The organism is Aestuariibaculum sp. M13, assembly GCF_024723255.1.
GTDB lineage: Bacteria > Bacteroidota > Bacteroidia > Flavobacteriales > Flavobacteriaceae > Aestuariibaculum > Aestuariibaculum lutulentum.
Window position 1 is genome coordinate 148,931 of record NZ_JANIAC010000004.1, and the last position, 18,154, is coordinate 167,084.

At 34.3% G+C, this 18,154-nt stretch carries 18 protein-coding genes; 7 read left to right on the forward strand and 11 right to left on the reverse strand.

The genetic code is table 11. The features are described from left to right. Positions 1 to 28: 28 nt before the first annotated feature. Positions 29 to 1,006, forward strand: coding sequence for a polyprenyl synthetase family protein (locus NO995_RS14375; RefSeq protein WP_240573610.1), 978 nt, complete (start codon positions 29 to 31; stop codon positions 1,004 to 1,006). Positions 1,007 to 1,012: 6 nt separating this feature from the next. Here NO995_RS14375 and NO995_RS14380 read toward each other — a convergent pair whose 3' ends face one another. Genes NO995_RS14380 through NO995_RS14390 form a run of 3 tightly spaced genes read right to left on the reverse strand, consistent with a single transcriptional unit; the run spans position 1,013 to position 4,402 of the window. Further along, entirely contained in the window at positions 1,013 to 2,002 is a 990-nt protein-coding gene (locus NO995_RS14380) for a transglutaminase family protein (RefSeq protein WP_258228102.1), read from the reverse strand. Between the two features lie 8 nt (positions 2,003 to 2,010). After that, the gene (locus NO995_RS14385; protein ID WP_258228103.1) at positions 2,011 to 2,937 is read right to left on the reverse strand and encodes an alpha-E domain-containing protein; all 927 of its coding nucleotides are present in this window, start codon (positions 2,935 to 2,937) and stop codon (positions 2,011 to 2,013) included. A gap of 22 nt (positions 2,938 to 2,959) precedes the next feature. Continuing rightward, positions 2,960 to 4,402, reverse strand: coding sequence for a circularly permuted type 2 ATP-grasp protein (locus NO995_RS14390; RefSeq protein WP_258228104.1), 1,443 nt, complete (start codon positions 4,400 to 4,402; stop codon positions 2,960 to 2,962). Positions 4,403 to 4,785: 383 nt separating this feature from the next. On the opposite strand from NO995_RS14390, the gene NO995_RS14395 reads away from it, so the two are divergent. From NO995_RS14395 to NO995_RS14405, 3 genes are read left to right on the forward strand one after another with little or no spacing between them, the layout of a single operon-like run. Continuing rightward, the gene (locus NO995_RS14395) at positions 4,786 to 5,361 is read left to right on the forward strand and encodes an RNA polymerase sigma factor (protein ID WP_258228105.1); all 576 of its coding nucleotides are present in this window, start codon (positions 4,786 to 4,788) and stop codon (positions 5,359 to 5,361) included. After that, on the forward strand, positions 5,348 to 6,088 hold the full coding sequence (locus NO995_RS14400; protein WP_258228106.1) for a hypothetical protein: 741 nt from the start codon (positions 5,348 to 5,350) through the stop codon (positions 6,086 to 6,088). Before NO995_RS14395 ends, NO995_RS14400 begins: the two co-directional genes overlap by 14 nt. A gap of 59 nt (positions 6,089 to 6,147) precedes the next feature. Continuing rightward, positions 6,148 to 7,230 carry a hypothetical protein gene (locus NO995_RS14405; protein WP_258228107.1) on the forward strand — a complete coding sequence of 361 codons (1,083 nt, stop codon included), beginning with the start codon at positions 6,148 to 6,150 and terminating at the stop codon, positions 7,228 to 7,230. Between the two features lie 36 nt (positions 7,231 to 7,266). On the opposite strand, the gene NO995_RS14410 is transcribed toward NO995_RS14405, so the two are convergent. Next, the gene (locus NO995_RS14410; RefSeq protein WP_258228108.1) at positions 7,267 to 7,884 is read right to left on the reverse strand and encodes a DUF4386 domain-containing protein; all 618 of its coding nucleotides are present in this window, start codon (positions 7,882 to 7,884) and stop codon (positions 7,267 to 7,269) included. Positions 7,885 to 8,076: 192 nt separating this feature from the next. Between NO995_RS14410 and dnaG the strand changes: the two genes are divergently transcribed. Continuing rightward, a complete protein-coding gene (dnaG, locus tag NO995_RS14415) occupies positions 8,077 to 10,044 on the forward strand; it encodes a DNA primase (protein ID WP_240573602.1) in 1,968 nt (655 codons plus the stop codon). On the opposite strand, the gene NO995_RS14420 is transcribed toward dnaG, so the two are convergent. After that, the gene (locus NO995_RS14420) at positions 10,039 to 10,668 is read right to left on the reverse strand and encodes a response regulator transcription factor (RefSeq protein WP_240573601.1); all 630 of its coding nucleotides are present in this window, start codon (positions 10,666 to 10,668) and stop codon (positions 10,039 to 10,041) included. The two genes, dnaG and NO995_RS14420, sit on opposite strands and share 6 nt — an antisense overlap. A 97-nt stretch (positions 10,669 to 10,765) precedes the next feature. Continuing rightward, complete coding sequence (gene nadE, locus NO995_RS14425) at positions 10,766 to 11,554, reverse strand: NAD(+) synthase (RefSeq protein ID WP_240573600.1); 789 nt, start codon at positions 11,552 to 11,554, stop codon at positions 10,766 to 10,768. Positions 11,555 to 11,646: 92 nt separating this feature from the next. On the opposite strand from nadE, the gene gldB reads away from it, so the two are divergent. Together gldB and gldC are read left to right on the forward strand one after the other, a co-directional pair. Continuing rightward, a complete protein-coding gene (gene gldB / locus NO995_RS14430; RefSeq protein WP_258228109.1) occupies positions 11,647 to 12,609 on the forward strand; it encodes a gliding motility lipoprotein GldB in 963 nt (320 codons plus the stop codon). Further along, positions 12,610 to 12,948, forward strand: a complete 339-nt coding sequence (gldC, locus tag NO995_RS14435) for a gliding motility protein GldC (protein ID WP_258228110.1) — start codon at positions 12,610 to 12,612, stop codon at positions 12,946 to 12,948. It begins immediately after the preceding gene. Between the two features lies 1 nt (position 12,949). On the opposite strand, the gene def is transcribed toward gldC, so the two are convergent. Genes def through mreC form a run of 5 tightly spaced genes read right to left on the reverse strand, consistent with a single transcriptional unit; the run spans position 12,950 to position 18,145 of the window. Then, the gene (gene def, locus NO995_RS14440; protein ID WP_258228111.1) at positions 12,950 to 13,579 is read right to left on the reverse strand and encodes a peptide deformylase; all 630 of its coding nucleotides are present in this window, start codon (positions 13,577 to 13,579) and stop codon (positions 12,950 to 12,952) included. A 31-nt stretch (positions 13,580 to 13,610) separates the two neighbouring features. After that, the gene (gene rodA, locus NO995_RS14445) at positions 13,611 to 14,888 is read right to left on the reverse strand and encodes a rod shape-determining protein RodA (protein WP_240573596.1); all 1,278 of its coding nucleotides are present in this window, start codon (positions 14,886 to 14,888) and stop codon (positions 13,611 to 13,613) included. Continuing rightward, the gene (gene mrdA / locus NO995_RS14450; protein WP_258228112.1) at positions 14,881 to 16,824 is read right to left on the reverse strand and encodes a penicillin-binding protein 2; all 1,944 of its coding nucleotides are present in this window, start codon (positions 16,822 to 16,824) and stop codon (positions 14,881 to 14,883) included. Before mrdA ends, rodA begins: the two co-directional genes overlap by 8 nt. After that, the gene (locus tag NO995_RS14455) at positions 16,825 to 17,328 is read right to left on the reverse strand and encodes a rod shape-determining protein MreD (protein WP_258228113.1); all 504 of its coding nucleotides are present in this window, start codon (positions 17,326 to 17,328) and stop codon (positions 16,825 to 16,827) included. It abuts the gene before it with no gap. Then, positions 17,321 to 18,145 carry a rod shape-determining protein MreC gene (gene mreC / locus NO995_RS14460; protein WP_258228114.1) on the reverse strand — a complete coding sequence of 275 codons (825 nt, stop codon included), beginning with the start codon at positions 18,143 to 18,145 and terminating at the stop codon, positions 17,321 to 17,323. The genes NO995_RS14455 and mreC overlap by 8 nt, the downstream gene beginning before the upstream one ends. Positions 18,146 to 18,154 lie beyond the last annotated feature (9 nt).

An 18,154-nucleotide genomic window follows, 5' to 3' on the forward strand; every position in this document is an offset into this window, starting at 1 on the left:
TATATTTGAATCTCCTTAGCTAAAGCATTTGAAAATAGTAGAGCAAATAAAACAACCCATCGCCTTTGAAATGGATCTTTTCGAGCAAAAGTTCCTCCTTTCAATGTCGAGCAAGGTGGCTTTGTTAAACCGAATTACCACATACATAGTCAACCGAAAAGGAAAGCAAATGCGACCAATGTTTGTGTTTCTGGTTGCTAAAATGGTCTCTAATGGCGAGGCTATTGAACGAACTTACCGAGGAGCTTCTGTAATAGAATTAATCCATACCGCAACTTTAGTTCACGACGACGTGGTTGATGATAGTAACCGACGTCGTGGTTTCTTTTCAGTTAATGCTCTTTGGAAAAATAAAATCGCAGTTCTTATTGGTGATTATCTATTGTCGAAAGGATTGTTGTTAAGTATCGATAACAATGATTTCGATTTACTTAAAATTATATCGGTTGCCGTTCGTGAAATGAGTGAAGGAGAGTTGCTTCAAATTGAAAAAGCTCGTAAGTTAGATATCACCGAGGATGTGTACTACGAAATCATCCGTCAAAAAACGGCAACGCTTATTGCTGCGTGTTGTAGTTTGGGAGCAGCTTCGGTAAAGCCAGAATCAGAGCATGTTGAAAAGATGCGTAAGTTTGGTGAACTTATAGGTATGGCATTTCAAATAAAAGATGATTTATTTGATTATAGCGAAGACCAAATTGGTAAGCCTACCGGCATCGATATTAAAGAGCAGAAAATGACATTGCCTTTAATTTATGTGCTTAACAATGCCGATAAAAAGGATAAAAAGTGGCTGATTAATTCTATAAAAAATCATAACAAGGATAAAAAGCGCGTTAAGGAAGTTATTGCTTTTGTAAAGGCTAACGGAGGGTTAGAATACGCCATAAGTAAAATGAAGCAATTTCAAATTGAGGCTCAGGAAATACTCAATACCTATCCAGACTCCGATTATAAAAATTCTTTAGAGCTTATGGTGACTTACGTGATTGATAGGAAAAAGTAATTTTCGTTATTGCTGCTGCTGTCTTTGTTGTTGCTGTAAATCCTGTTGCTGTTGTTGCTGCTGTTGTTGAATACGTTCCATGTGTCTTTTGTAACTGTTATTATTAATGGAGGACATTGGCGTTTCTGGTAAAGTTATATCTTCATCGTTTTTAGCTGTACTTACGTTTACTTTTACAAATAAATCGGCATTGGCGTTACCTTTATAAACGCCTTTAACCGGGGCACAGTCGTTATAATCTCGTCCAACAGCAAGACGAACATGGCAATCGTTTGCTATGATGTTATTTGTTGGATCGAAACCAAGCCAGCCATAAAAAGGAATGTATGCTTCTATCCAGGCATGGGTAGCGCCTTCTCCTCTGGTAATATCGCTACTAGGACAAATATAACCGCTAACATATCGAGCAGGAATACCACACATTCTAACGGCTTGAAGCATGATATTTGTGAAATCCTGACATACTCCTGCTTTTATTTCCCAGACTTCATCTATAGAAGAATCTACTTTGGTAACCCCTTTAGTGTATTTTATTTGGCTATAAACATAGGTGCAAAGTCCCTGAAGAGCCTGGTAAACTGTTTTTTGCTTTATGCCTTTTTCTTCAATTAATTGAATTAATTCGTTTGAGCCAGTGAATGGTTTGTGAATTAGAAAATCAACAAACGGATCGTCGTATTTTATTTTTGTTAACTCCATCCATTGGGTTTCTACATCTACAGTGTCTTCTGGTAATATTTTTGGGAATGTGGTTACTTCAATATTAGATTCAATATATAATTCGGTAATGGCATCAGTAATCATAAAAGAACCAACCATATTTTTGTAATAATCGGTATAGGTTTGCACATGGGCATTGTTTGTAATTACCAAATAGTGGGAATTGACTTGTTGAAAATCGTCATTAATTGGATGCAAACGCAATTGGTTTGCGGCATCAATAACTGGTGAGTCATAACTGTATTTAGTAAGATGTTTTATGAAATAATTTGCCATAGTAATACTTAATTGATTGGGGTGTAGTAAACAGAATTGATGTCTTCAGAGATGTCTCGAATGTCTTGTTTAATGCCTTCTACGAAATTAAGAAGTCCCTGTTCATTTATATTTTCAATGGTGGTGTATTTAATACTGCTTTCTAATTTTCCTAATAGAAATTGTAAATTATTGTTGCCAAGTTCTCCGGCATCAATAAGCTCCGTAATGTGTCTGTTTAATTTATTAATGCAATAATAAACCGATCGCGGAAAGAGTTTATCTCTGAAAATAAGATCTACGATTTGGTCTTCATTAAATGAAGATTTATAGGTTTTCAAATATTTTTGATAACCACCAACAACTAATAGTAGGTTTCTCCAATATAATCCCTTTTCTAAGTCGTCTGTTGCATGCCGAATTTCTTCAAGTTTTAATGTTGTGAAATCTGAAATTAAAATAACGCGTTCTAAATAGCGCCCAACATTCATAAAATAATAAGCAGGACCACGTTCTTGCATAATGTCGTTGGTACCATAAAACATTAAATGATGCCCCAATAATTCTTCTAATAGACGGATAGGGTCTTCTTCTTTAAGGCGTTGCCTAAGATTATTATTTGTTACGAATAAGTAGTAGTTGTTTATGCATAACCAGGATTCTCTTGAAATATGTTCCTGAACGCTTCTTGCATTTTCTCTGGCTCTAGTAACGATATTAACAATAGAGTTGTCATTGCTAACATCAAAAATCATATAATCAATACATTCTATGGGATCTTCGGTATAAAATTCCGTTTCAGATGAAGCGAAATTTTTAATGACAGGAGTCCAGGAAAAAAGTTCAGGTGAATCTTGATTGGCATAAAAATTTACTTTCAATAAAGCTAAAATGCCATTACCACGCGCCATATATCTGTTCATCCAGATAAGGTTATTTGCTACTCTACTTAACATATATTCGTTCTTTCTTTTTAAATTATTTTAAAACCCATGTGTCTTTACTGCCTCCGCCTTGTGAGCTATTAACAACTAAGGATCCTTTTTTAAGGGCAACTCTTGTTAAACCACCTGGACAAATATCAATGCCGTCAGCACCTGTTAGGGCAAATGGTCGCAAGTCTATACAGCGAGGGGATAGTTTTCCATCTATAAAGCAGGGCGCTGTAGATAGCTTTAAAATGGGTTGTGCAATAAAGCCATCGGGTTTCTTTTTAACGGTATCTAAATAATCTTTGATTTCTTCTTCGCTTGCTTCGTGTCCCATAAGCATGCCGTAACCGCCACTACCGTCTGTTTTTTTAATAACCATTTCTCGAATGTGCTCGGTGACATATTCAAGTTCCTCTGGTTTACTAAGCTGATAGGTCTTAATATTTTTTAAAATTGGTTCTTCCCCTAAGTAATATCTAATCATGTCCGGAACATAAATGTAAATGGCTTTATCGTCGGCAATTCCTGTTCCTGGTGCATTTACAATTATAACATTGCCTTTTCGGTAGGCAGCCATAATTCCGGCAACACCTAAAACACTTTCGGCTTTAAATTCTAAAGGGTCTAGATAATCATCATCAACACGTCTGTAAATCACATCAACTTGTTTTAGACCATTAGTTGTTTTCATGTAAACAAAATGATCTTTAACGACTAGGTCGCTACCTTCAACAAGTTCAATACCCATAAGTCTAGCCAAAGTGGTGTGCTCGTAATAAGCAGAGTTATATATTCCGGGTGTTAATAACACCACATTGGGATTAGAAATAGGAGAAAGTTCTTTTAGTTTTCGATATAAATAATTGGGGTAATTTGATACCGACCGAACGCCGTTTTTGGGTAACACGCCAGGAAATAAACGTTTCGATATTTCCCTGTTTTCTAACATATAACTTACTCCGGAGGGTGTTCTTAAATTGTCTTCAAGAACGTAAAACTCGCCATCTTCATTACGAATTAAATCGACTCCCGAAATATGTACATAGATATCGTGAGGCACATTAACGCCTTTCATTTCTCTTAAATAATAAGGACAGGAAAATATTAATTCACTAGGTATAATACCGTCCTTAATAATGAACTGTTCATGATAAATATCCTTAATAAAGAGGTTTAAAGCTTTAAGTCGTTGTTTAATGCCTCGTTCTATTTTGTCCCATTCATCAGCTGTGATTATTCTGGGAACAATATCGAAAGGGAATATTTTTTCAATACCTTCATTGTTATTGTATACGGTAAAGGTGACGCCTTGACTCATAAATAACTGCTTGGCAAGTTCTTCTTTGGTCGATAGTTTTTCGGGTGAAGTGTTTTTTAAATATTCAATAAATTGTTCATACTGAGTTCTAAACTCCACATCGTCATTGTACATTTCATCCCAAGTGTTGGGTAACTTATCATAGGAAGAAAAAAGATTGTTATTGTTCATATATTAATAAGTATGTTCTTAAATATACTTAAAAATTGAAGAATAGATAGAGATTTAAGGTTATATGTAAATTAAAATTAACGTTTATTCATTTTTGTTAAAAATATTTCTAAAAATATACTTGCTTCATAATTTGTTTCTTATAAAATTATATACTTATCAATCGGTTACGGTCTAATTTACTCTTGAATTGAAGTTAATTTTATTGTGTTTTAGTAGTCTGCAATAACAGATTTATTAAAAATCTTAATAAAGAGAGTTTAAATTAATGTTAGTTGTAAATTAAATTGTTGGTATATAGTAGTTTGATTAATTTTTCAAAAAAAATAAAAGCTCAGGCAACCATTACTTAAAAATTCTCGTCTATTTAAATAGAAGACCAAATGAACACCTTATTGAAAGTTATACAACTTCATAAAAACGAATCGGCACTTATTAAGCGAGCGATAAAAAATAATCGCGAGGCGCAGCACATGTTATTCGAAATGCATGCGCCTAAAATGTTAAGCGTGTGCCGATACTATTTAAAAGATGTGTATCATGCCGAAGAAGTTATGATGAATGGTTTTTTTAAGGTGTTTACAAATTTGAAGAGTTTTAGAGGTGAAGGTAGTTTTGAAGGTTGGATAAGAAGAATTATGGTTCGGGAATCCATAAGTTACTTAAGGCAACAAAAACATGTGGAATTTCCGGTTGAAGAAGTCGATATTAAAAATGAATTTACCAATAATATAGCTACCGAAATTGAAGTAGAAGAGATACAACACCTGATAGACGAATTACCTGAAGGTTATAAAATAGTATTTATTATGTATGCCATTCAAGGCTACAAGCATCAGGAGATTGCGAGTTTACTTGATATTGCTGAAAGCACTTCAAAATCTCAGTTATTCAAAGCGAGAAAGCTTTTACAGGATAAAATTACGAACAGAAACACAACAAGCTATGGCACGAAATAATTTTGAAAAACAGATAAAGGAAAAGCTTGAAGGAAGAACTATGAAACCTTCGGCCGATGCGTGGAATACACTTTCAAAACGATTAGATGCTAATGAAAATAAGTCGAGCAACAAAAGGTATTTATGGTTAGGTATTGCGGCGAGTTTTATTGGTGTTTTGTTTTTGGTAACTGTATTTACAAAAACAGAAGAAACAGTACCTGTTATTGTAAATAATCCTAAAGTTGTCGAAGAAACAATTCCTATGGAAGTTGTTTCTCAAAATGTTAAGGATACTTCAAAGGTTGAAGAAAATACTACGAATAAAGTTATTGAAGAATCAATGCTTAAAAAACAACATGACGTTATTTCTAAACAAGAGCAGCGAATTGTAGTAGCTCAGGAGCAATCAGATATGTCTGAGGAATTACAAAATTCCAATAATCAACTTAAAAAGGAATTAAGTTTTGAAGACCAAAAGGTTGAAGAAGTAATAGCTAAGGTTAACGATTTAATGACGCATAATAAAGAGGTGACAGATAATGAAATTGAAGCTTTGCTTCTGGATGCGCAGCGAAGCATTAATAAACAAAGAATTTTAAATCAGTCTACGGGTGTTGTCGATGCCGATTTGTTACTTCAAGATGTAGAAACCGAATTAGACCAGTCGTTTAGAAGTAAGATCTTCGATGCTATAAAAACCAGTTTTGGAACTGTAAAAACAGCCGTAGCACAACGTAATCAGTAAATCATCATTCAATCAAATAATAATTATCAAACCCGTTTCGGGACAAAAAACGAACAGTTATGCAAACAATTACTAAAATTTTAGTGCTCACGGCACTGTGTTTAAGTGTGCAATTCATCAATGCGCAAGACACCATTCAAAATGTTAATAATAAGGAGAAAATTGAACTTTTATTAAAAGAGAAGGAAACCATTCAAAGTCAGGAACGCGAGATGCTGAAACAAGAAGTGGAGGCTATAAATGTAAGACTTGAAAAAGGTGAATTAACCAATCTGGAAGCCGATATTTTAAAGAAAGAAGCAGCTAAAAAACGTGCTTTGAATATTGAAAATCGAGTAGCTATAATAGATAATAAAATAGAATTACTTAAACGTAATGAAACCGATTATGATATTGAAGATGACAATGAAAATATTATAATAAGAATTGGAAAGGGAGACGAAACAAGTGAAAGTATTGTGTTTGTTGGCGATAAAAAAAATGACAAGCCAAGAAAATACGATAGACGTACAACAAGCGATTTTGTTTTGGCTTTCGGGTTTAATAATGCCATAATTGAAGGCGATAAGCTTGATGATTCGCCTTATAAATTTGGAGGTTCTCGTTTCTTTGAAATGGGTTGGGCATGGAAAACCAGAGTGTTTAAAGAGTCTAATTTTATGAGATTAAAATACGGATGGTCGCTTCAAATTAATGGATTAAAAGCCAACGATAATCAATATTTTGTTCAGGATGGAGATCAAACGTATCTGGAGCTTTTTCCTCATGAACTTAAAAAGGCTAAATTATCAGTTTCTAATTTAGTATTCCCGGTGCATTTTGAGTTCGGGCCTTCTAAAAAAATAGAACGCGAAAATTATTTTAGGTATTCAACCAAAAATCAGTTTAAAATAGGTCTTGGTGGTTACGGTGGGTTTAATGTAGGAACGCGTCAAAAATTAAAATATACAGCCGATGGAGATCGTTCTAAAGAAAAACAAAAACGTAGTTTTAATACCAGTAATCTGGTTTACGGATTAAGTGGATATCTGGCTATCGATGATGTAGCACTATACGTTAAATATGATTTATCACCACTATTTAAAAATCAGGATATCAGACAAAATAATATATCTGTCGGACTTAGATTTGATGTTGATTAGAATTTAAAAAAGCGACACCGTTAAGTGTCGCTTTTTTTATGCGTTATTTTTAAATCCTTTAAGCAGAAGCCATATTGCTAAGGACATCTCACCAATAATGCTTGGTATGGCAACTAAAGCTAAGAATATTGAGCTGTACGCATCATAATCCGGAAGTAAAAAATGGGCACATGTATCAATCATATACATGACTCCGGCAAGTATTACAAATAATGTGATAAATTTTGGCGTGTTAATTATTCTTCCTAAAAGAATTAAATGAATTCCAAAAAAGAAAAGTCCAATGAGCCATATTGTATTAAATGTATGTACATGATTTAAAATGTCGTTGCTGGTGGTGGCTTTAAAAGCTAAAGGTAAAGCAAAAATCGCAACGCCCATTATAGCGGCATGCATTATTCTAAAAAGGGTACTTAATGAAGATAAATAATTTGATTTATAAAGTAAGTAAAGGGCCCAAGCCACCACAACATCAAAAACAACAGTGACTAAAAAGGCTAATATTCCAAATCTAACCAAGAGATGATTTTGTTGAATGGTTTCTAAGGGATTTTTCAGTAAGGCTTCAATGGCGAAAAAATTTGCAAATATGGCAGCAAAGAAGATTATAAAGTAGCTTAAACCTGTAATAATTGATAGTTTTCGAAGGTTCATTTTCTATGTTTTAAGGGTGTTTAATTTGTTGACGAACTTGTAATTAAAATGTTACAACAACAAGATAATCTTCATTTCGATTAAAAGAGAATTAATTTTGTTTGAATTTTTAGTATTTTGGAGTTTAAGTCTATTTTTGCAATCAGTAAAAAGCGTTACAAAGCAATCTTTTAAAATTAAAAACCAAACCATTTGATTTCTCCTGCTTCTATAGATTTAGTTTTTGAAACCGCCCGTGTCGAGGAGGTTATCGGCGATTTTGTTCAGCTTAAAAAAGCAGGTAGCAACTTTAAAGGCTTAAGTCCGTTTAGCGATGAGCGTTCCCCAAGTTTTATGGTGTCGCCGGTAAAACAAATCTGGAAAGATTTCTCCACTGGAAAAGGAGGTACAGTGGTGTCGTTTTTAATGGAACACGAACATTTTACATATCCAGAGGCTATAAAGTATTTGGCAAAAAAATACAATATTGAAATCGAAGAAACTGAAGTAAGTAACGAGCAAAAGGAGAAGGCCAATGAACGCGAGAGTTTGTACTTGGTAAGTGAATTTGCAAGTTCTTATTTTCAAAAAATACTTCATAAAACCGATCAGGGTAAGTCTATTGGTTTGAGCTATTTTAAAGAACGTGGATTTACCGAAGAGACTATAAAACGATTCGATTTAGGATATTCGCTTGATGAATGGCAGGCCTTTACCGATGAAGCCTTAAAGCAAGGATATAATTTAGATTATCTTGAAAAAACTGGATTAACCATTGTAAAGGACGAAAAGCGTTTCGACCGTTTTAAAGGGCGGGTTATGTTCCCTATTAAAAGTATGAGTGGTCGCGTGCTTGGTTTTGGGGGTCGAATTCTGATTAATGATAAAAAGGCGGCGAAATACCTGAATTCACCGGAAAGTGATATTTACCATAAAAGTAATGTGCTTTACGGAATTTATGATGCCAAACAAAGTATTGCCAAAGAAGATAATTGTTATTTAGTTGAAGGTTATACGGATGTGATTCAGTTTGTCCAAACCGGGGTCACCAATGTGGTGTCATCATCTGGAACGGCATTAACATCAGAGCAGATTCGCTTAATTAATCGTCTTACTAAAAACATTACTGTGCTTTTTGATGGTGATGCAGCGGGTATGCGTGCATCGCTTCGTGGTATCGATTTAATTTTGGAGCAGGGCATGAATGTTAAAGTGTGTTCGTTTCCGGAAGGTGAAGACCCAGATAGTTTTGCCAGGCAAAATACTTTAGAGGAGTTAACTGAATATTTAAACGAAAATTCCAAAGATTTTATTCAGTTTAAAGCCTCCATACTTTTTGAAGAATCTAAAAACGACCCAATAAAAAAGGCTGAAACGGTTAGAGATATAGTTAATAGTATATCAAAAATTCCGGATCAGATTAAAAAGGAAATTTATATTCAGGAGTGTGCCCGAATTATGGATATAAGTGAAGATGTTCTTTTTAGTACTTTGGCTCAAATTACAAATAAGGATGCAGGCGATGATAAAAAGTCGGGTAGAGGCGATTACAAAGCTTTCGACGTTATTAAAAATCAGCAACAACCTGCAACGGTTAAAAAGGTTGATGTTCAGTATTTGTTAGAGCGCAAAATTATTGAAATCTTATTGCTTTACGGAAATAAGTCTGAAGAGTTTGAAGATTTGGTTTTAAAGGAAAATGATAAAGGCGAATTGGAGCTGGAACCCGTTATTCATACTGCTAAAGTATTTGAGAAAATTTATTTAGACTTACAGGATGATGAAATGCAGTTTGGGAATCCGCAGTTTAAAACCATTTATTATACCCTTATTGAAGCTTTAAATCAGAATGAGAATTTTGAATTGAAGAGTTTTATCAATTCGGTAGACCCCGATATGGGTTATGAGATTTCCAATATCTTGATGGAAGACGAACGCTATACACTAGATAATTGGCAACGCATGGATATCTTTCCTAAAGAAAAACAGCACAGCGTTGCTCAATTAGTTAGTGAAACTATACTTAACCTCCGTTGTTTTTTAATAGACCAAAAAGTCAAGGAATTTCAACAAGAAACATTGGCTAATAAAGCCGATGTAAATAGAAATGTACTTGAAGAAGTTAAAGACTATTCTGGTTTGAAAATGTTACTGTCTAGAAAACTTAATCGTGTTCTATAACGATTCTTTAAGTTTGGCTTGATTAACTAAATCTACCAAGTTAGTCACTTTTAATTTACGCATTAAACGTGCTTTATAAGTACTAACGGTTTTTTCGTTAATATCAAGCTCCTTAGAAATTTCTTTATTCTTTTTACCGATTGTAAGAAGTTTTAAAACTTCGGCTTCTCTAGTAGAAAGTTTTTTATAGAAAGTTCCAGATTTGTTTGCTCGGCTTCCAAATGCTAACTGTTGTGTTAACTCATTACTTAAATAAATACCACCTTCAGCTACTTTTAAGATAGCCTCGTTAATGGTGATAACGTTTACAGATTTATGTAAATACCCATTAGCGCCGGCTTTAATGGCGTTAATCGCATATACTTCTTCTGGTTCACCACTAAAAATAATGGTTTTTACGTCTGGATAATCTTTTTTAAGATAACGTAAAATGGTTAACCCGTTTAATTTTGGAAGATCTGCTTCTGTTAAAAGGATGTCTACAGGATTATTTTTGATGAATTCCATTGCGGCTTCGCCGTTGTCAACACTTCCTACAATTTTAATGTTTGAAGATGCAGAAAATAGAACCTCAAGCCCTTTCCTGGTAATAGGGTGATTGTCTGCTATTAATACTTTTACCATAATTTTAAAGCTTTATTATAATTAGTTAGAGAGGTTATTATAATTGAGAGAATAAGCTTAATACAAAAGTAGGTAATTATTATGTGATTTGCAATAATTAAAGCAAATTGTTTGGAATTTCGCAAACAGGTATAGGAATCATCTTATGTTTGTTAGCTGTATTAAGTCGTTTGTAGATTTTAAACACTTCTTGCTCACGTCCAGTGAAGTCTTCGGCAGTCTTACCTTCGGCATCTCTTTCCATAGCCCATTCCAATTCCGGGTACGAAGCGCCTATTTGGTCTTCGTCTGTACGGTCGTCTCCCCACAATCCGTCTGTAGGTGCTGCATCAATAATTTCCTGATTAACGCCTAAGAATTTAGCGATTTCGTAAACCTGCGTTTTGTATAAATCGGCAATAGGGCTCAAATCTACACCGCCATCACCATATTTTGTATAGAATCCAACACCAAAATCTTCAACTTTGTTACCTGTTCCTGCCACTAATAGTCTGTCTAAAGCAGCAAAGTAATAAAGGGAAGTCATTCTAAGTCTGGCTCTGGTATTGGCTAACGACATAAAACGTTCTTCTTCACTTTCTACAGATGGTAAAGAAGCAATTAAACTATCGAACACAGGTGTTAAGTTTACCTGTGTCATAGTAACATCTTTAAAATTAGCTTGTAACCATTCAATATGGTTTAAAGCCCGACTCACTTGATTAGGTGCCTGATGAATGGGCATTTCTAAACATAAAAGTGGTAAACCTGTTTTGGCACAAAGTGTTGAGGTTACGGCAGAATCGATTCCGCCAGATATACCAATTACAAATCCTTTTACGCCTGCTTTTGTAGCGTAATCTTTTAGCCAATTAACTATATAATCTACAACTTTTTCTGTTTGCATATTAAATGAATTTAATTCTAAGAATAGTACCTTTGTAAACAAAAATAAACGAATCGGCCAATTAATAAAAATTTATAGCGTTTAAGTTTTATATGAAACAGGGATTATTGTTTTTAATTTTTTTAGCAAGTGTTATTTCTTGTCAAAAAGAAGATAAATTAGAGAGCGAAATTGCAAAAATTAATGTTGATGCCAAGGTTGAGCGATTCGACCAATTGTTTTCAAAGTTAACGCCTTCTAAATTAAAAGATTTAAAAACGGCATACCCTTTTATGTTTAATGAAAAATTTACAGATTCATTTTGGTTAGATAAGGCTTCAGATAGTTTACAAAAGGTGTTGTTTAAAGAGGTCGATAAAACCTTTAATAATTTTTCGCAGACCGAATTAGACATAGAATCGCTTTTCAATCATTTAAAATATTATTTCCCGGAATTTCATGTGCCAAGAATTATTACGGTTACCAGTGATGTCGATTACAGAAACCGCGTTATAGTAACCGATACGATTGATATTGTGGCTTTAGATAATTATTTGGGGGCCGATCATGAGTTTTATCAAAGTATTCCAGTGTATTTGCGAGAAGGATTTAACAAGGAAAACATTGTGGTTGATCTGGCAGGAGAATACGCCAAAAAATATATCTATCCTGTTCATAACAGAACCTTTTTGGATGAAATGATATATTTCGGAAAACAACTGTATTTTAAGGATATTATGGTGCCATTTAAAAGCGAAGCGTCTCGAATAGGGTATACAGAAGACGAATTAAAATGGGCACAAACCAATGAAAGTTATATCTGGCGTTATTTTGTAGAGCGTGAAATGCTGTTCAGTACCGATTCTAAATTATCAGGACGATTTATAGCCGATGCACCGTTTTCTAAATTTTATTTGGAAGGTATCGATTCAGAATCACCAGGACAACTGGGACAATATATAGGATGGCAAATTGTAAGAGCATATATGAAAAATAATGAGGTGTCTTTAAAAGATATGCTTACTGCAAATGCCGAAGAAATTTTTAATAACTCAAAGTTTAAACCAAGAAGATAAATGTCAAAAAATCATACTTCAAAAATAGAACTTCAAGTAGAACTTGACGAGAATAGAATTCCAGAAAAATTATTTTGGACTGCTGAAGATGGCGGAATTACTCAGGAAGAAGCTAAAGCCATGTTGCTTTCGGTTTGGGATTCTAATGCACAGGAAACGTTACGCATCGACTTATGGACGAAAGATATGCCTGTCGATGAAATGAAAGTGTTTTTCCATCAAACCCTTGTAGCTATGAGTGACACGTTTCACCGAGCGACACAGGATGAGAAAATGACTGCAACCATGAAAGATTTCTGCGATTACTTTGCTGAAAAGTTAGAAATCAAAAAACAGTAAATTATTTAGTGGCGTCTTGTATTTCTTTCGATAAGTGATCGAGGTACAAGATGCCATTTAAATGGTCTATTTCGTGCTGAAAGATTACCGAAGTAAAGCCTTCAACCGTTTCGGTTTTGTGTTGGTCTTCTATAGTATCGTAAGCAATTTTTATACTAAAAGCTCTCGTGCTTAAAGTGTCGCTTCTATCAGGGATTGATAAACAACCTTCTTTGCAAACCTGTTTCTTTTTAGAATACTCCTTTATAACCGGATTTAAATACACTTCAAAAGGAAGGTTTTCTTTATCGAAGCGCTGTACCCAAATAATATTTTTTAAAATTCCAACCTGAGGCGCAGCAATGCCCACACCCATAGACATACTGTCTCTTACAGTCGCATATAAACGTTTTACAAACTGCTGTAAAACGACATCATCGGGATTTGCCTTTATTTTTGAACTTTTAGTGCGGAGTAAAAGAGAATCTTTTTTATCTGTGATTTTATAAACACTCATAGGAGTTAAAGAGTCTGAATCCATTATTAAGGCAGTTTGTTCGGCTGAAAATCCATTTCGAAAAAGATTTTTTGGTCCGTGACAAGAGAACATAATCAGAACTGTTCCTAAGAAAAGAATTCTATATACTTTCATAAAATGAGGATTGATAAAAGTCTGTTTTAGACTACCATTCATTGATTCTGTTCGAATCTAATTTTATAAAGATAAAGATTAAAATGGTAAATGCCCAAAGTCCGGAACCACCATAACTAAATAAAGGCAGAGGAATACCAATGGTTGGTATTAAACCCATAACCATCCCAATATTTATAAAGAAATGCACAAAAATAATGGCCGCAACACTGTAACCGTAAACCCGACTAAACTGTGATTTTTGTAATTCGGCTAAATGAAGAATTCTAAGCAATAACAGAATGAATACAATAACAACAAGAGAACTTCCAAGAAATCCCCATTCTTCCCCAACGGTACTGAAAATATAATCGGTGTGCTGTTCGGGTACAAATTTACCAGTTGTTCTGGTGCCTTCCATAAAACCTCTTCCTGTAAAACCACCGGAACCAATGGCTTTTTCAGACTCGTTTAAATTATAAGCAAAAGTTCTTTTCATTTGCTCTAACTTTTCCGGGTCTTTTTCTAAGCGAAGCCATAAACTAATACGGTCTTTTTGGTGAGGTTGTAATACCGAATTGTAAAAGAATTTTATTCCGAAGGCGACACCAGCTGATAATAAAAAAACAGCAACGAATGCTAAAAGATTAGATCTTCGTTTATTTAAAAAATAATACCCGAAGATTAAAATACCTGCAACAATTGTTGCTATTAATCCTCCAAATTTTAGTGATAAAATGGATATTAGGATAAGGGAAACTCCAATATTTAAATAGAATTTTGGTAATCCTTCGCGATATAAAACAAAGAAAAACGCACCGTAAACAATAGTACTACCGGTATCGTTTTGCAGTAATACTAATAGGGCAGGAATGATAATGATTATAAAAACTTGTATTTGGTCTTTAAAGGTTTTTATATTCGTATTTAGGTCACTTACGTATTTGGCAACAGCCAGTGCCGTTGCGGTCTTGGCAAACTCACTGGGCTGAATCGTCATGCCTCCAATGCCATACCAGGAGGTTGCTCCGTTTACATTTTTACCAAACACAAATAATCCCATAAGAGAGAGCATGGATATAATATAAATAACACTGGAGAACCGTTCGTAAAATTTAGCGTCTATGGCAAGTAGTAATACAATAAGTATAAAGGTTAAGAAGATAAAGATAAGCTGCTTGCCGTAGGGTTGCGAAAAGTCAAAATAATCAATGCCTTCGCCAACATGAGACGCCGATATAATATTAATCCAACCAAAGCCAGCTAACAGTAGAAAAAGAAAAATGGTAATCCAGTCAAATTTAAAATGTCGATGTGTGTCTCTAACCATTAATATTTTGGTTGTTAAGTTTGGCTAATTCTTCTTTTAGTTCTTTGTATTCTTCCGGCGATACTTGTTCTAATGTTGTTGCTCTGTTTATCCCAAATGGTTTTCCTGAATATGGCTTTTCATATTCATGTTCTAAGGTGTGTCTTAATAACCAGTCTTCTAAATCTGTACGCGTAATCTCTCCTTTTAGATGTTTTTCTATAAGTAAACTTGCTACACGACCTGCAAAGCGGCTTCCCCAATATCCATTTTCAACAAAAACAGCTAAGGCAATTTTTGGGTTTTCTTTAGGTGCGAAAGCCACAAATATAGAGTGGTCGGTAAGCTGCGTTTTTACACTGTCTATAATTGCAAAGTTTTCCACCGTACCCGTTTTTCCGCAAATGTCAATATCTTTTACCTGTAAGGCAGATGCAGTTCCTTGGCGATATACCTGTAACATGCCCTCAATAACCGGTTCGAAATTTTGTTTATCTATGGTTGTGTATTTAGGCGTTGTAAAATCTTCCGGGATTTCTTCACCTTCAATATGTTTAATGATATGCGGTGTGTAATAATAACCACGATTTGCAATAGCAGCTATCATATTGGCTAATTGAATAGGCGTGGTAGCCACTTCACCCTGACCAATAGCGTTTGATATGGTATAAGTAGAGTAGAAGGTATTAGGATAAATGTATTTGTAATAATCTCTATCAGGAATTCTTCCTTTTTGCCCCACGAACAAATCGTTGTTTAAAAAGTTTCCTAAACCAAAACTCTTGGCGTGTGCACTCCATTTGTTAATGCCATCTGAAGCGCTTCCGTTTTTATCTAATATTTTTCGATAGGCAGTAGCAAAGTATGCATTGCAGGAATGCTGAATGCCACCAATCATATTGTTTCTGGTGCCATAGGCACAGTGGCATTTCATAACACGACCACCATAATGGTATCCTCCTGAACAGGTTACTGTTTCATTAGGTGTCATAACGCCCTCCTGAAGTGCTATTAAAGCATTCATCAATTTGAAAGGGGAACCTGGTTCATAAACACCTTGTAAACTTCTGTTGAAAAGTGGTTTAGCAATAGAATCGTTAAACAATTTAGTGAAGTTTTTAGAACGATCGCGACCGACTAATAAGTTGGGGTTATAGGTTGGGGCAGCAATCATGGCAAGAATCTCACCAGATGAAGGCTCAATGGCTATGACTCCACCACGTTTATTACGCATTAATAATTCTCCGTAAGCCTGTAAATTGGCATCAATGGTAATGGTAATGTCTTTTCCCTGAACAGGAAGGGTGTCATAAATCCCTTCTTTATAGGGGCCAATATTTCTATTAAATCGATCTTTTTGAATGAACTTGATCCCTTTTACACCGCGTAGAATATTTTCGTAAGAAGCTTCGATACCTTGCTTTCCTTTTAAATCTCCAGATTTATAATACGGATCATTTTTCATATCTCCGTAGTTCACCTCACCAATATCTCCCAGAACGTTAGCGCCGATAGAGGTCTGATAATGTCTGAGCGAACGTTTCTGAATATAAAACCCTTCGAACTTCCGCATTTTTTCCTGTAAAACAGCATAATCAGCTTTTGATAACTGTGGAATAAATACTGAAGGTAAGCGAGGCGAGTAGTGGTATGCTTTGTCGTAAATATCTTTAAAGCGTTGTTTGTCTATTTTCAATAAAGAACAAAACTCTAAAGTATCCAGTGGCTTTACTTCACGAGGAATCACCATCACATCATAAGATGGCTGGTTAGATACTAATAGTTCACCGTTTCTGTCGAAAACAAAACCGCGCTTCGGATAATCGTAAACTTTTCTAATGGCATTGTCTTCAAATAAATTATCACTACTCGGATTATAGATTTGGAGATAAAATAGCCTAGAAATAAACAATAATCCTGCTAGAACTATAATAATGTAAAGCAAAAACTGTCTCATCTATTTTTTTCTGCTAAAAATAATGGTTGCAAGAATGCACAATAAAATAGTAAATATACTTGAGAATAACGTTTTCTGAAGCACTAAAATTACTTTTGAAGCATTAAATATTTCTAAAGAAAACAATACAAAATGATGCAATAGCGTAAGTATGGAAATATAGGTGAATTTAGATCCAAACTCCACATTATCAAATTTAATGGTTTGGTGCTCGTACATCATCCCAAAGGAGAACTTTAAAATTAATGGTCTTGCGTAAGCAATAAAAACACTTGCTGCTGCGTGAATACCTCCGGAATCCTGAAACAAATCGATAGCTAATCCTATTAAAAAACTTAAAAAGATAATTAATAAACGATTGTTTTTTACCGGAAATAATAAAATGAATAAAATGTATGGGTACGGATTAATATACCCTAAGAAATTGATATGGTTACATATAAGTACCTGAACCAGTACTAGAACAATAAAGCGGGCAATATTTGAGTAAGCGGTATTATTCATTTCCTCTTCCGCTTATTAAATTGTTTATTTCTTCTTTATCGGTGTTTTCTATAATATAAACATATTCGATATTGGTCATATCGTTGAATAACTTCACGTTAATTTCATAAAAGTTTTCAGCAGCGTCTAACTTAAAATTATCAACAACACCCACAGGAATTCCTTTAGGGAAAATAGAAGACATTCCGGTTGTTACAATAGTGTCGCCTTTTTTAACAGGCGCTATTTTTTGAATGTCGATTAGCTGTGCAAAAGCAGGATTTTTACCATTCCAGGTTAATGAGCCATAGTGATTTGTTTTCTTTAATTGCGCACTAATTTTTATTGTGGTATTTAATACTGAAATTACTGTAGCATAATTTCGGCTGGTTTTGTTAACCACACCTATTATACCTTTCGATGAAATAACACCAAAATCTTCATGAATACTATCTTTAGAGCCTTTGTTGATTAGAAGCATATTGTCGGTTGACGAATAATTGTTTCTAATAATATTAGCAGTTCTAAATTTATAAATGTCCTGCGTGTCTAAAGTGTCTATAAAAACAGAATCAGCTTTGGTATTTGAATTATATAGTAAGTTTTTTAGATGGTTGTTTTCTTCAGCTAAAATTTCGTTTTGCGATTTTAAATTGAAATAGCCATTAATATTACTTACCGAATTGTAAACGCCACCTGTTAAAAAGTTTGCCGAATTTATAAACTTACTTTTGTGATACGAATGTGACTGAATTGTAAAAAACAAGGAAATACCAAACAGCAACAAGAACAACAAGAAGTTTTTGTTTCTTATTATGAAATTAATAATCTGTTGCATGTTTTATAC

What these genes read in the sequence shown, in the direction of transcription:
- NO995_RS14380 (WP_258228102.1), bottom strand. Translation starts at nt 2,002, where the DNA reads ATGGCAAATTATTTCATAAAACATCTTACTAAATACAGTTATGACTCA.
- NO995_RS14385 (WP_258228103.1), bottom strand. Translation starts at nt 2,937, where the DNA reads ATGTTAAGTAGAGTAGCAAATAACCTTATCTGGATGAACAGATATATG.
- NO995_RS14390 (WP_258228104.1), bottom strand. Translation starts at nt 4,402, where the DNA reads ATGAACAATAACAATCTTTTTTCTTCCTATGATAAGTTACCCAACACT.
- NO995_RS14395 (WP_258228105.1), top strand. Translation starts at nt 4,786, where the DNA reads ATGAACACCTTATTGAAAGTTATACAACTTCATAAAAACGAATCGGCA.
- NO995_RS14400 (WP_258228106.1), top strand. Translation starts at nt 5,348, where the DNA reads ATGGCACGAAATAATTTTGAAAAACAGATAAAGGAAAAGCTTGAAGGA.
- NO995_RS14405 (WP_258228107.1), top strand. Translation starts at nt 6,148, where the DNA reads ATGCAAACAATTACTAAAATTTTAGTGCTCACGGCACTGTGTTTAAGT.
- NO995_RS14410 (WP_258228108.1), bottom strand. Translation starts at nt 7,884, where the DNA reads ATGAACCTTCGAAAACTATCAATTATTACAGGTTTAAGCTACTTTATA.
- NO995_RS14420 (WP_240573601.1), bottom strand. Translation starts at nt 10,668, where the DNA reads ATGGTAAAAGTATTAATAGCAGACAATCACCCTATTACCAGGAAAGGG.
- nadE (WP_240573600.1), bottom strand. Translation starts at nt 11,554, where the DNA reads ATGCAAACAGAAAAAGTTGTAGATTATATAGTTAATTGGCTAAAAGAT.
- gldB (WP_258228109.1), top strand. Translation starts at nt 11,647, where the DNA reads ATGAAACAGGGATTATTGTTTTTAATTTTTTTAGCAAGTGTTATTTCT.
- gldC (WP_258228110.1), top strand. Translation starts at nt 12,610, where the DNA reads ATGTCAAAAAATCATACTTCAAAAATAGAACTTCAAGTAGAACTTGAC.
- def (WP_258228111.1), bottom strand. Translation starts at nt 13,579, where the DNA reads ATGAAAGTATATAGAATTCTTTTCTTAGGAACAGTTCTGATTATGTTC.
- rodA (WP_240573596.1), bottom strand. Translation starts at nt 14,888, where the DNA reads ATGGTTAGAGACACACATCGACATTTTAAATTTGACTGGATTACCATT.
- mrdA (WP_258228112.1), bottom strand. Translation starts at nt 16,824, where the DNA reads ATGAGACAGTTTTTGCTTTACATTATTATAGTTCTAGCAGGATTATTG.
- NO995_RS14455 (WP_258228113.1), bottom strand. Translation starts at nt 17,328, where the DNA reads ATGAATAATACCGCTTACTCAAATATTGCCCGCTTTATTGTTCTAGTA.
- mreC (WP_258228114.1), bottom strand. Translation starts at nt 18,145, where the DNA reads ATGCAACAGATTATTAATTTCATAATAAGAAACAAAAACTTCTTGTTG.